The 14,652-nt window shown below is 72.0% G+C and carries 2 protein-coding genes (1 of these 2 running past the window's edge); both read left to right on the forward strand.

Annotated features, from left to right (window positions below):
• A complete protein-coding gene (locus ACQP2Y_RS20375; RefSeq protein ID WP_433732007.1) occupies positions 1-9,543 on the forward strand; it encodes an amino acid adenylation domain-containing protein in 9,543 nt (3,180 codons plus the stop codon).
• Positions 9,540-14,652, forward strand: partial view of a non-ribosomal peptide synthase/polyketide synthase gene (locus ACQP2Y_RS20380; RefSeq protein WP_433730545.1) — the start only. The gene runs 14,900 nt beyond the window's last position; only the first 5,113 of its 20,013 coding nucleotides appear in the window; the start codon lies at positions 9,540-9,542; the stop codon falls past the right edge of the window. Before ACQP2Y_RS20375 ends, ACQP2Y_RS20380 begins: the two co-directional genes overlap by 4 nt.

Below are 14,652 nucleotides of genomic sequence, written 5' to 3' on the forward strand. Positions count from 1 at the left end.
ATGCCTGCTGTGCTCTCGGAAGGTGTGGTTCTGAGCTATGCCGAGCTTGATGCTCGGGCCAACCGGTTGGCGCGGTTGTTGATCGCTCGAGGGGCTGGGCCGGAGACTGTGGTGGCGTTGGTGCTGCCGCGGTCGGTGGACATCGTGGTGGCTCAGCTGGCTGTGGCGAAGGCTGGGGCGGCGTTTCTGCCGGTTGATCCGGCGTATCCGGCGCAGCGGATCGCTTTCATGCTGGGTGATGCTCGGCCGGTTGTCACTGTTACGCGTAACGATGTTTCGGCTGCTCTGACTGGTGTTGGAGCGTCGGGTTCCGGCGTCGGCAGCCCTTCCGCGGGTCCGGTCGTGCTCGACGATCCTGGCGTCCGGGCGGAGTTGGCCGCTCTGCCCGGCACGGCGGTTACTGACGCCGACCGGGGTGCGCCGCTGACGCCAGAGCACCCCGCGTACGTCATCTTCACCTCAGGATCCACCGGCGTACCCAAGGGTGTGGTCGTCACCCACGCCGCGTTCGTGGACTTCGTGCTGGCCGAGGCGGAGCATCTCGGTGCTGGGCCCGGTGACCGGGTGCTGCAGTTCTCGTCGCCCAGCTTCGACGCGTCCATTCTGGAGCTGGGGCTGGCCCTGCCGTCCGGCGCGGCTCTGGTCGTACCTCCGCCGGGCGCCACCGTGGGTGAGCCGCTCGCCGAGGTGCTGGCCGGGCAGCGGGTGACGCACGCGCTGATCCCGCCGGCGGCTCTGGCCACCGTGCCCGCGGGCACCGAGATGCCGGAGCTGGGCACGCTGCTGGTCGGCGGTGAGGCGTGCGGTGCCGAGCTGGTCGAGCGGTGGGCCGAAGGCCGCCGGATGATCAACGCGTACGGTCCGACCGAGGTCACCGTCGTGGCGACCTGGACCGACGCGCTGACTCCGGGCGGCACTCCGCCTATCGGCCGGCCGCTGCCCAACACGGCCACGTACGTCCTGGATGCGCGGCTGCGTCCGGTGCCGGCCGGGGTGGCCGGTGAGCTGTACGTAGCCGGGCCGGGGCTGGCTCGCGGTTACCTGCACCGTCCCGGCCTGACTGCCCAGCGATTCGTGGCCGATCCGTTCGGTGTCCCGGGTGCGCGCATGTACCGCACGGGGGACCTGGTTCGCCGGGCGGCGGACGGGCAGCTGGAGTTCCTCGGCCGGGCCGACGACCAGGTGAAGATCCGGGGCTTCCGGATCGAGCCGGGAGAGATCGCGGCGGTGCTGGGACGGCATGGATCCGTCGGGCGTGCGGCGGTTGTCGCCCGCGAGGACCGGCCGGGCGTCAAGCAGCTGGTCGCGTACGTGGTGCCCGCCAACCCCGGGGGAGTCGACCAGGCGGAGTTGCGTGAGCACGTGGCAGCGGCGTTGCCGGCGCACATGGTGCCCGCCGCCTTTGTCACGCTCGCCGCTCTGCCGGTCAGCAGTAACGGGAAGCTGGACCATCGGGCGCTGCCCGCGCCACAGTTCGAGAGCTTGGCGCATGAGCCGCCTCGCACCGACGCCGAGCGGGCGGTCGCCGCCATCTGGGCCGACGTCCTCGGCTTGCCGCACGTGGGACGGCACGACGACTTCTTTGCGCTGGGTGGCGACTCCATCCTGGCTGTGCGGGCGTTGTCGCGGCTGCGGGAGACGCTGGGTGTGCGGCTGCCGGCCCGGACTGCGTTCGACGCCCGTACCATCGCTGCCACCGCGGCCGCCGTCACTTCAGGTGCGCCTGAGGTGGCTCAGGTCATCACGAGGGTGGACAGGTCCGGGCCGGTGCCGCTGTCGACGTACCAGCGGCGGCTCTGGGCACACGAGCAGCTCGACGCCGGGTCGGGCGAGTACCACACGGGCGTGGGGCTGCGGTTGCGCGGGCCGCTCGACCTCGGTGCCCTGCGCGCTGCCCTGGCTGCGCTGGTGGAGCGGCACGAGTCCTTGCGGACCACCTTCACCGTCGTAGGCGGGGAGCCGGTGCAGGTCGTCGCCGAACGCAGTGAGCTGCTCCTGCGCGTGGTCGAGATCGGCGTCGGTGCGCTGGACGAGCTGCTCGCTGAGGAACTGCGGCGTCCGTTCGACCTGGGAGCCGGGCCGCTGACACGAGCCACTCTGGCCGCCTGCGGGCCGGACGAGCACGTGCTCCTGCTTGCCCAGCACCACATCGTCACCGACGGCTCGTCGGTGCGGGTGCTCACCGATGAGCTTGCGGAGCTCTACGACGCCGGCGTCCGCGGGGTTCCGGCCCAGCTGCCCACGCCGGCGGTGCAGTACGCCGACTTCTCGGCCTGGGAGCGCGGCCGGGTCACCGGGGCAGTAGTCGAGGACCGCCTGGCGTACTGGCGTGAGTGGCTGGCCGGGATCGAGCCGCTGCAGCTGCCCACCGACGCGCCCGGATCCGCCGATGCTGCCCGGCCGGGTGGCCTGCACCGAACGCTCCTGCCGGCCGCGCTGGTCCGTCGCCTGGACCGGTTGGGCCGTCGGCATGGCGCGACCGTCTACATGACACTCGTGGCCGCGGTACAGGTACTGCTCGCCCGATACAGCGACCAGCGAGACATCGTGCTCGGCACGGTTGCCTCCGGGCGTGACCATCCCGACCTCGAACGGCTGGTCGGCTTCCTGGTCAACACGCTGGTATTGCGCGGGACGGTCGATCGGCGGCAGAGCTTCGCCGAGCGGGTGGCCGATGTGCGGGAGACGGTGCTCGACGCGTTCACCCATGACCTGCCGTTCGACCGGCTCGTTGAGGAACTCCGGCCGGGCGGTGTCCCGCTGGTGCGGGCCGTCGTCGTGCTGCAGCAGGAGCTGCTGCGGGCTCGCGAGGCCGGCGGGCTGCGGTTCGACGAGTACGACCTGCCTCGCCCGGCCGCCCGGTTCGACCTGGTCTTCGAGTTCGTCCCGCGCGGCGACACCCTCGGCCTGGCAGTCGAGTACGACGCCGACCTCTTCACGGTGGACCGCATCCGGCGACTCACGGATCACCTCGTCCGGCTCCTCGACGCGGTCACCACCGAACCGGCCGCGCCGCTGGGATCCGTCGACCTGATCTCCGCCGCCGAACGACATGAAGTGCTGGTCTCCCGCAATGACACGGCCCGAGCCACCGAGCCGGCCACTCTGGCACAGCTCTTCATCCGTCAGGCAGCCCGCACTCCGGACCTGCCCGCGCTGCTCGACCGGCACGGTCCGGTCACCTACGCCCAGCTTCGGGCTCAGGTCAACCGGCTCGCCCGGCTGCTGATCCAGCGCGGCGCAGGTCCGGAACGAGTGGTCGCCCTGGCACTGCCACGGTCGGTGGACATCGTGGTCGCCCAGCTGGCGGTTGCTCAGGCCGGTGCCGCGTTCCTGCCGGTCGACCCGGCCTATCCGGCGTCGCGCATCGCGATGATGCTGGACGACGCGGCTCCGGTGCTGGTGCTGACGCTGACCGCCCTCGCCCCGGATCTGTCCGTGCCTGGCGGGGCCACGCTCGTCCTGGACGACCCGGCGGTCGTGGCGGCCGTCGCCGAGCTGCCGGGCGACGACCTCGCCGAATCCGAACGTTCAGGTCCGCTGCTTGCGGCTCACCCTGCCTACGTCATCTTCACCTCCGGTTCCACAGGCCGGCCGAAAGGCGTCGTGGTTCCGCATGCGGGGCTGGCGAGCTTCTCGGCCGCGGAGATCGAGCACTATCAGGTACGCCCGGGCGATCGCGTCCTGCAGTTCGCGTCGCCCAGCTTCGACGCCTCCGTGCTGGAGCTGTGCATGGCTCTACCGGCCGGCGCGGCCTTGGTGGTTCCTCCGGAAGGTCCGCTGCTCGGTGACCGGCTGGCGGAGGTGCTGGCCGAGTCGCGGGTCACCCACGCGTTGATCCCGCCGGCGGCCCTGGCGACCGTGCCGGACGACGCGTGTCTGCCCGATTTCCGATGCGTCATCGTGGGCGGTGACGCATGCGGCGCAGACCTCGTCGCACGCTGGGCGCCGGGCCGCCGCATGATCAACTCGTATGGCCCGACGGAGTCCACGGTTGTGGCTACCTGGAGCGGGCCGCTGGTGCCGGGCCGGGTGCCACCGATCGGCCGGCCCATCGCCAACACCCGGGTGTATGTGCTGGACGGCGCGTTGCAGCCGGTACCGGATGGCGTGCCCGGCGAGCTGTACATCGCGGGTACCGGCCTGGCCCGCGGCTACCTGCACCGGCCGGGTCTGACCGCGCAACGCTTCGTCGCGGATCCGTTCGCCGCATCCGACCGGTCCCGCGCGTCAGACCCCGGCGGTGCGTCCCCCGCGAACGGCGCATTGGACGCGTCGACCCCATCCGGTGATTCCGATGTAGCCGGCGTGCCCGGCGCGGCCTACGCCTCTGGCGGGTCAGATCTGTCCGGCGCCGGCGGCGCACATGGCGTGCCTGGCGGGCGTGGCGGGCCCGGCGCCCGGATGTACCGCACCGGTGACATCGTGCGGTGGGGCACCAGCGGCGAGCTGGAGTTCCTCGGCCGCGCCGACGATCAGGTGAAGATCCGTGGGTTCCGTATCGAACTCGGCGAGGTCGCCGCCGCCCTGACCCGTCAGCCCGCCGTCGATCGCGCAGCCGTCGTAGTCCGCGAAGACCCGCCCGGCACCCGCCGCCTGGTCGCCTACGTGGTGCCCCATGCCGGCGGACAGCCCGACCCGGCACCGCTGCGGACCGCGCTCGCAGCCGAGCTGCCCGACCACATGGTCCCCGCCGCATTCGTCTTCCTGGACGCGCTCCCGGTCGACCCGAACGGCAAACTCGACCGCCGCGCCCTTCCCGCCCCGGACCTCACCGCCGCCCCGGACCGGTACGTGGCACCTCGCACCGACACCGAGCGGACCCTCGCAAGCATCTGGTCCGACGTGCTGGGCGTCCCCCGTGTCGGTGTCGAGGACGACTTCTTTGCTCTCGGCGGCGACTCCATCCTGAGCATCCAAGTGGTGTCCCGGGCCCGTGCAGCCGGACTTCAGCTGACCTCCCGCGAGCTGTTCCGGCACCCGAACATCGCGGCGCTGGCCTCGGTCGTTACGGTGGCCGGCCCAGCCACCGGTGACAGCGGGCCGGTCACCGGCAGTGCCCCGCTCACCCCGATCCAGCGCTGGCTCCTGGAGACCCGGGGCACCGGCGCGAACCGCTTCGACCAGTGGCTCGCCCTCGAGTTGACGCCCGACGTGGACGAGCGAGTGCTGCGGACCGCGCTGACCGCCTTGCTCGCCCAGCACGATGCGCTGCGGGCGCGATTCCCGGCGACCGGGGTCGGTCACCGGGTGGAGATCGGACCTCCAGTTGAGGTGAGCCTGATCAGGCGGCGGTTGTCCTCCGCAGCGACGCCTGAGGCGCTGCTGGGCGAGGCACAGCAGGCTCATGGGGCGATCGACCTGGAGAGCGGACCGCTGCTGCGGGCCACGCTGGTCGACGCCGGCGTGCCGGTGCTGGTGCTCGCGGTGCACCACCTTGTCGTGGACGCCGTGTCGTGGCGGGTGCTGGCCGAAGACTTGGGGCAGGCGTACCGGCAGGCGACAGCAGGGGAGCCGGTGCGGCTGACCGAGCGCACCACCTCGGTGCTGGAGTGGGCCAACCGCCTGACGGAGTACACCGCCAACGGTGGCTTCGCCGGGGAGCGGGAGCACTGGGCGGCTGTCGGGGCTTGTGACCCGGCCTTGCCAGTGGAGCGCAGCGGGCCGGACACCGTCGCGGACACCCGGTCGGTGACCGTGCGGCTCGACCAGGCCGAAACCACGGCCCTGCTGCAGGACGTGCCGGCGGCGTACCGGACGCAGGTCAACGACGTGCTGCTGACCGCGTTCGGCGCCACGCTTACCGAGTGGACCGGCCGACCGCGGGTGGTCGTGGATCTGGAGGGCCATGGGCGCGAGGAGATCATCCACGGCGTCGATCTCTCCCGGACCGTCGGCTGGTTCACCACCGTCTACCCCGTCGCCCTCGAGGTGCCGGTCGGGGACGGCTGGGGCGGCGCACTGAAGGCGGTCAAAGAACAACTTCGGGCGGTCCCCCGGCGGGGCATCGGCTTCGGGGCGCTGCGCTACCTCGCCCGCGACGAGCGACTCCACGGCCCGGCGCCGCAGATCAGCTTCAACTATCTTGGCCAGCTCGACTTCCCGGCGGGTGCCGACGGCCTGGTCCGGGGCGTGGCCGCTGCGCTCGATCTGGACGACGACCCGACCGCCGCCCGGCCACACCTGCTGGAGGTCGTCGGCCGGGTCACCGCCGGCTGCCTCGAGCTGACCTGGTCGTACGGGCGCAACCGGCACGAGCCGCGGACTGTCGCCGCGTTGGCCGATCGGATGTGCGCCGCTCTGCGCGCAATTGTCGACCACTGCGCCGAAGCTGGCGCCGGCGGGCGTACCCCGTCGGACTTTCCGCTTGCCCGCCTCGACCAGGCCGCGGTGGACCGCCTGGCCGGGCCCGGCACGGACGTCGAGGACATCTACCCGCTGACCGCGATGCAGGCCGGCATGGCGTTCCACGGCCTGGAGCCGGGCGCGCACGGCGTCTACTTCCAGCAGACCACCTTCGTGCTCGACGGCGTCGAGGATCCCGGGCTGCTTGCTCAGGCCTGGCAGCAGGTGGTGGACCGCACCCCGGTGCTGCGCACCGCGGTGGTGTGGGACGGGCTCGGCGAGCCGGTGCAGATCGTGCACCGCGGCGTACGCGTCCCGGTCACCCATCTCGACTGGACCGGGTACGGCGAAACGGACCGCCACGAGCACCTGCGTTCACTCCTCGACCAGGACCGCGCCGAGGGCCTCGACCTGGCCCGGGCGCCGTTGCTGCGGCTCGTGCTGGCCCGGCTCTCCGCGACCGAGGTGCGGGTGGTCTGGACCTTCCACCACCTGCTGCTGGACGGCTGGAGCATCTTCCAGGTGCTGTCAGACGTCTTCGCCTGTCACGCCGCACTCCGGCGAGGCGTCGCGGCCGCACTGCCGGTCCGGCGGCCGTTCCGCGACTACGTCGCCTGGCTGGGCGAACAACAGGATGATCTGGCGGAGGTTCACTGGAGGCAGGTGCTGTCGGGCTTAAATGCGCCTACGCCTCTGCCGTACGACAGGGAATCGGTGCCCGGGACCGGCGCCCGCTCGGCCCAGCGGTACGCCATCACGCTCGGCGAGCAGGAGTCGCAGCGGCTGCACGACGTGGCCCGCAGTAACCGGTTGACCCTCAACACGCTGATCCAAGGCGCCTGGGCGATGCTGCTGTCCCGTCACAGCGGACAGCGTGACGTCTGCTTCGGCGCGACGGTGTCCGGCCGCCCGGCCGGCCTGCGTGGCGCCGACGCCATCACCGGGCTGTTCATCAACACCTTGCCGGTTCGGGTCGATGTCGACCCGAACGCCGGCACCCTGCCGTGGCTGCAGTCGTTGCAGACCGCGCAGATCGAGGCGCGGCAGTTCGAGCACCTTCCACTCGCCCGGCTACGAGCGCTCAGCGACGTGCCCGCCGGTACCGGACTGTTCGACAGCATCGTGGTGTTCGAGAACTACCCGATCGATGACGACGCCGCGCGGGCCCACGGGCTGCGGCTGCGGGACCTGGACGCGGTCGAGACCACCAGCTTCCCGCTCAGCCTGCTCGCCTATCCCGGACCGCGGCTGTCGCTGGCGCTCGGCTACGACCCGGCGTGCTTCGACGAGGACACCGCGCGGCGACTGCTGGATCACCTGCGGGAACTGCTGGTCGCCGTCGCCGAGGATCCGCACCGGCCGGCCGGACAGTTTCCGATGCTGACCGCCGCGGAACGGGACCTGGTGCTCACCCGGTGGAACGACACCGCCCATCCGGTCCCCGCCGTCACCCTGACGGACCTGCTGACGGCGCAGGCGGCGCGGTCCCCGCAGGCGCCGGCGGTCACCTTCGGCGGAGAGACGCTGTCGTACGCCGACCTCGACCGCTGGTCCAACCGGCTCGCGCACCGGCTGATCGCCTCCGGTGCGGGGCCGGAGCGGTGCGTGGCGGTGGCGTTGCCCCGCTCGCTGGAGCTGGTCGTGGCTCTGGTGGCAGTGCTCAAGTCCGGGGCCGCGTACCTGCCGGTCGATCCGGAGCTGCCCGCCGCCCGGATCGCCATGATGCTTGACGACGCCCGTCCGGTGCTGGTGCTCGACCGCCGGCAGGACGTCGGCGACGCCTCCGGTCCGGAGCACACCCCGGGCGACGCCGACCGGCTTGCGACGCTCACTCCGGCCGGCCCGGCCTACGTCATCTTCACCTCCGGCTCAACTGGGCGACCCAAGGGTGTGGCCGTGCCGCACGAGGGCATCGTCAACCGGTTGCTGTGGATGCAACACGAGTACGGCCTCGGTCCCGACGACGTGGTCCTGCAAAAGACGCCGGCCAGTTTCGACGTGTCGGTCTGGGAGTTCTTCTGGCCGCTGATCGTCGGCGCGCACCTGGTCGTGGCCAGGCCGGAGGGGCACAAGGATCCGGCCTACCTCGCCGACCTCATCCAAGAGGCGCGGGTGACGACCGTCCACTTCGTACCCTCTATGCTGCGGGCCTTTGTGGCCGAGCCCGCCGCCGCGGGCTGCACCGGATTGCGCCGGGTGATCTGCAGCGGCGAGGCCCTGCCGGCCGATGTCGCCGCCGCTTTCCATGCGCTGCTGCCGGTCGGCCTGCACAACCTGTACGGCCCCACGGAGGCGTCCGTCGACGTCACGTATTTTCCGTGTCCACCGCTGTCCCGGGCCGCGGCAGTGCCGATCGGGCGGCCGGTGTGGAACACCCGCACCTACGTCCTCGACCGCGACCTGCGACCCGTGCCACCGGGCGTGCCCGGTGAGCTGTACCTCGCCGGGGTGCAGCTGGCTCGGGGCTACCTGAACCGGCCCGGGCTGACCGCACAGCGTTTCGTCGCCGACCCCCACGGCGGCCCCGGCAGCCGGATGTACCGCACCGGCGACCTGGCCCGCTGGCATCCGGACGGCACGCTGGGCTTCCTCGGCCGCACCGACGACCAGGTCAAGCTCCGCGGCTTCCGGATCGAGCCGGGTGAGATCGAGGCCGCGCTGCGCCGGCTGCCCGGCGTGACCCAGGCGGTGGTCCTGGTCCGCGACGACCGCTTGATCGCGTACGTCGTACCCTGGTCCGGTCCCGGGCCGGAACCGGCCGATCTGCGCGACCGGCTCGCCGCCGACCTGCCGCAGCACATGATTCCGTCGGCCTTCGTCGTCCTGGACCGGCTTCCGTTGAGTCCCAACGGCAAGCTCGACCGCGCGGCGCTGCCCACCCCGGACCGATCCGACACGACCGCCGCCGAGCCCGTGGCTCCCCGGACCGACGCCGAGGGTGTCATCGCCGGCATCTGGTCCGAGGTGCTCGGCACCGACCGGGTCGGCGTGCACGACAGCTTCTTCGACCTGGGCGGCGACTCGATCCGCGGCATGCTCGTCGCCTCCCGCACCGGCACCGCTTTCGGGCTGCCCCTGAGCCCTCGCGACATCCTCAGCGCCCGCACCGTGGCCGCCCTGGCCGAGCTCGTGGAGGACCGGATCCTCCTCGAGCTGGAGAGCCTCGCGTCCGGCGCCGGCACCGACGAACCCCGATGAAGGAGCACCTCTTGCCGTCCCCGCAGCAGAGCCGTACGGCCGCCCTGCCCGCGCACCTGCAACAGCTCCTCCGCCAGCGACTGGCCGGATCGGCGCCCGCCACCACGGTCGCCGACCCGATCCCGCCCGCCCCGCGGGACGAGCCGCTGCCGCTCTCGTTCTCGCAGCAGCGGCTCTGGTTCCTGGACCGCTTCCAGCCCGGCGAGGCCGAATACAACAGCGCGTTTGCGATGCGCCTCAGCGGTCCGCTCGACCTGCCGGCGCTGACCACGGCGGTACGGGCGCTGGCCACCCGGCACGAGTCGCTGCGGACCACCTTCGACGACATCGACGGTGCGGCGGTTCAGGTTGTGCACCCTGTGCCGGACCTCTACGTCCCGCTGGTCGAGTCAACCTCCGGAGCCGACCTGGAACAGGTGCTCTACGAGTCGTACTCGGTGCCGTTCGACCTGCGGACCGGCCCGCTGTTCCGGGTCACGGTGTTCCGCCTGGGGGAGCAGGAGCACGTGCTGCTGCTCGCCGCCCACCACATCGTCACCGACGGCTGGTCGATGGGCGTGCTGACCGAGGACCTCGCCGCCCTGTACGAGGCCGCTCACCTCGGCACTTCAAGTGAGCTGCCCGAGCCTGCCCTGCGGTACGCGGACTTCGCCGTCTGGCAGCGCCGCCGCGCCACCGGCGACGAGGCTCGCACGCACGCCGACTACTGGGCCGGTCGGCTCGCCGGACTGCAACCGCTGGAGTTGCCCACCGATCGGCCGCGTCCCGCGGTGCGCACGTCGCACGGCGCGGTGCACCGGTTCACCGTGCCCGCTGCTGTCGCCGACCGGCTGGCCGAGCTGGCCCGCGCTCATGACACCACTCTGTTCACTGCCCTGACCGCGGCCTGCACCCTGCTCTTCTCCCGCTACTCCGGGCAGGACGATGTCGCGGTGGGCACGGTCGTCTCCGGGCGCAACCGGCCAGAACTCGAACGGCTCGTGGGCTTCTTCGTCAACACGGTGGTGCTGCGTTCCCAGGTCGACGAGCGCGGGAGCTTTGCCGACCTGCTGGCCGAGGTGCGTGGTACTGCGCTGGACGCGTTCGCCCATGACGACGTGGCGTTCGAACGACTTGTGGAGGCGGCCGGCGCGGCCCGCGATCCCAGCCGCAACCCGCTGTTCGACGTCATGGTGCTGCTGCACGACGAGCGCCGCGCTGCCCCGCGTCTGAGTGGCCTGCGCGTCGAGGAGATCGAGCTGTCGCGGCGAGCGGCCACTGTGGACCTGTCGATGGAGTTCGAGCGGCGGTCCGGCGCCCTGTCCGGTTTCGTGGAGTACAACACCGACCTGTTCGACGCCGCGACTGTCGAGCGGATGACCCGGCATCTACTGGGGCTGCTCGACGCGGTCACCACGGCACCTGGGCGGCGATTGGCTGAGCTGGAGCTGCTCAGTGCCGGCGAACGCGATCAGGTGCTGCGGCAGTGGAACGCCACCGACGCCGACTTCCCGGCCGGCACCTTCGGTGAACTGTTCGAGGCTCAGGTGAGCCTCACCCCGGACGCCACCGCCCTGGTGTGCCGGGACACCACGCTGACGTACCGGGAGCTGGACGCGCGGGCGAACCGGCTCGCCCGGCTGCTCGTGCGGCGCGGTGCCGGGCCGGAACGGGTGGTCGCGCTGGCTCTGCCCCGTACGGCCGAGATGATTGTGGCGTTGCTGGCCGTGCTGAAGGCGGGTGGCGTGTACCTGCCCGTCGACCCGGATCTGCCGCCGGACCGGATCGCCTTCGTGCTGGAGGATGCGGCTCCGGTGCTGACCCTGACGGCAGGAAGCAGTCCGCTGCCGGCTGGGACGGCTGGACTGGCGCTGGATGACCCGGCCGTCCGGGCGGAACTCGACGGATTCGCCGACAGTCGCCTCGCTGACGCCGAGCTGCTCGGCCGCGCGGGTCCGCGGCACGCCGCCTATGTCATCTACACCTCCGGCTCGACCGGGCGGCCGAAGGGTGTCACGGTCGAGCACCGGCAGCTCGTCAACTTGTTCCACCATCACCGCCAGGGGCTGACAGCTGCCGCGGGCGGACGACTGCGGGCCGCCCTGACCGCGGCGTTCTCGTTCGACACTTCATGGGAAGGTCCGCTGCTCATGGCGGACGGGCACGAGCTGCACGTCATCGACGAACAGACCCGGCTCGACCCGCGCGCACTCGTGGACTACATCCGCGCGCACCGCATCGACTTCCTCGACCTGACGCCCTCGTACCTGCAGCAGCTGCTGCCCGCCGGACTGCTTGCCGACGACGTACACCGGCCGGCCGTGCTCATGCTGGGCGGCGAGGCGCTGAGCGAGTCGCTGTGGCGGGAGCTGGGTGCGGTGCCCGGCACGACGGCGTACAACTTCTACGGGCCGACCGAGTGCACCGTGGACGCGCTGTCTTGTGAGGTCGGGGCCGGGACACGTCCGGTGGTCGGGCGACCGCTGCGTAATGTGCGGGCGTACGTGCTGGACGCCTCGCTACGGCCGGTGCCGATCGGCGTCGCGGGGGAGCTGTATCTCGCCGGGGAGCAGGTGGCTCGTGGCTACCTGAATCGCCCGGGGCTCACCGCCGAGCGCTTCCTGGCCGATCCGTTCGGCGCCGGTGGCGGGCGGATGTATCGCACCGGTGACCGGGTGCGGTGGACCGCTGACGGGCAGCTCGACTATCTCGGGCGCGCCGACGAACAGGTGAAGGTGCGTGGCTATCGGATCGAGCCGGGCGAGATCGAAGCCGTGTTGCATGCCGTCCCGGGTGTCGCAGAGGCGGTCGTCATCGCCCGCGACGACGACGCGGGACATCGCCGGCTGGTGGCCTACGTCGTGCCCGCGAACCCGCAGGACGCGCCGGACAGCGCCGCTCTGCGAACCGAGCTCCGCCGTCAGCTGCCCGACTACATGGTGCCCACGGCGTACGTGGTGCTGGACCGGCTGCCCACTACGCACACCGGCAAGCTGGACCGCCGCGCCCTGCCTGCCCCGAGCGGGCCGGCCACCGACCAGGCCGGCTACGTGGCTCCCCGCACTGCCACGGAACGGCAGCTCACCGAGATCTGGGCCGGCGTGCTGGGCGCCGAGCGGGTCGGGGTGACGGACAACTTCTTCACCCTGGGCGGGGACTCGATCCTGAGCATCCAGGTGGTGTCCCGGGCCCGGCAGGCCGGTCTGCGGCTGACCTCGCGTGACATCTTCCTGCACCAGAGCATCGCCGAGCTGGCCCTCGTGACGGGCGCCGCCGAGGTGAGCGAGGCGGCACCGGTCATTGCCGGCCCGGCCCCGCTCGCGCCGATTCAGCACTGGTTCTTCGACACGTACGGGCCGCTGCGGCACTTCACCATGTCCATGCTGCTCGACTTGGCCGCCGACGTGGACGAGGAGATGCTGGGCCGGGCGCTGGACGCGGTCGTGCGTCACCACGACGGTCTCCGGCTCACCTTCACCATCGGAGCCGAAGGTACGGTTCAGCAACCTGTCGTTGTCCCCGTGGCGCTGGCCGTGCGCGATCTGCCCGACGCCGCCGCCCTGGAAGAGGCCGCCGCCGAGCTGCGCGCCGCACTGGACCTGCAGACCGGGCGGATGTTCGGCGCGGTGCTGGCGCGATCTGGCGCCGGTCGGCCGCCGCGGCTGCTGCTGGTCGCTCACCACCTGGTCATGGACGGGGTCTCGTGGCGGATCGTGCTGGAGGATCTGGAAACGGCGTACCGGCAGCTGGCCGGGGCGCAGCCGGTGGCGTTGCCGCCCGTGACGACTCCGTTCACCCAGTGGGCACACCAGCTGGCCGCGCACGTCACGGCCGGTGGCCTCGACGACGCGCGGGCGTACTGGGCGGGCACCGGCGATGTCGTGGCGCTGCCCAGGGATCACGACGGCGCGCCCACGGGGCACTCGACGCGGGCGGTGACCGTCCGGCTGGGCCGCGACGACACCGACGCGCTGCTGCACCGGGTGCCGCCGGTCTACCGCACCCAGGTCAACGACGTGCTGCTCAGCGCCCTGGGCCGGGTGCTGGCCGACTGGACCGGCCGGGACCGGGTCGCAGTCGCCTGCGAGGGCCACGGCCGCGAGGAACTGCTCGACGGCGTCGATCTGTCGCGGACCGTCGGCTGGTTCACCACCCAGTTCCCGGTGACGCTGGATTTGCCCGCGGCGCCGGACTGGGGCCGGACGCTGCTCGCCGTCAAGGAACAGCTGCGCGCGGTGCCGCACCGGGGGCTCAGCTACGAGGCCCTGCGCTACTTGTCGCCCACGGCCACCGCATCAGGGGGAGGTGCGCTACCTCAGGTTTGCTTCAACTACCACGGCCGGTGGGACGCCGCCCAGGCCACCGGACTGGTCCGGGCCCGGCACGACGGCGTCGGACCCGAGCTGGACCCCGGGCAGGCGCCGGCGTACCTGCTGGACATCGCCGGGCTGGTCGAGGACGGGGAGCTACGGCTGAGCTGGCTCTACAGCGCTGACGTCCACGACGAGCACACCGTACGGCGGCTCGCTGAGGCCATGCTGGACGCGTTGCGCGAGATCGTCGCGCACTGCGCCGACCCCCGGGCCGGCGGCCGCTCGCCCGCCGACTTCCCGCTGGCCCGCCTGGACCAGGCCGGCGTGGACCGGGTCGCCGGCGACGGCCGCAACGTCGAGGACGTCTACCCGCTGACCCCGCTGCAGGCCGGCATGGTCTTCCACAGCCTGGTCGACGAGGACTCCGGCGTGTACGCCGACCGGACCCAGCTGCGGCTCGGTGGGGTCACGGACCCCGCCGCGCTGGCCGCCGCCTGGCAGCGTGTCGTCGACCGGACGCCGGCCCTGCGTACCGCTGTGGTCTGGGAAGGGGTCGACCAGCCGGTGCAGGTGGTGCACCGGGAGGTCACCCTGCCCGTGACCCACCACGACTGGCGGGCCCTGGACGACGCCGCCCGCGCCGACGCCCTGCGCAGCCTGCTGGCCGAGGACCTGGCCGCCGGAGTGGAGCTGACGGCCGCCCCACTGATGCGGCTCGCCATCGCCCGCACCGCCGACGACGAGGTCCTCGTCGTGTGGACCTCGCACCACGTGCTGCTCGACGGCTGGAGTGTCGGGCAGGTCTTCACCGAGGTCG

This window comes from Actinoplanes sp. CA-051413 (assembly GCF_050955795.1).
In the GTDB taxonomy this organism is placed as follows: Bacteria; Actinomycetota; Actinomycetes; order Mycobacteriales; family Micromonosporaceae; genus Actinoplanes.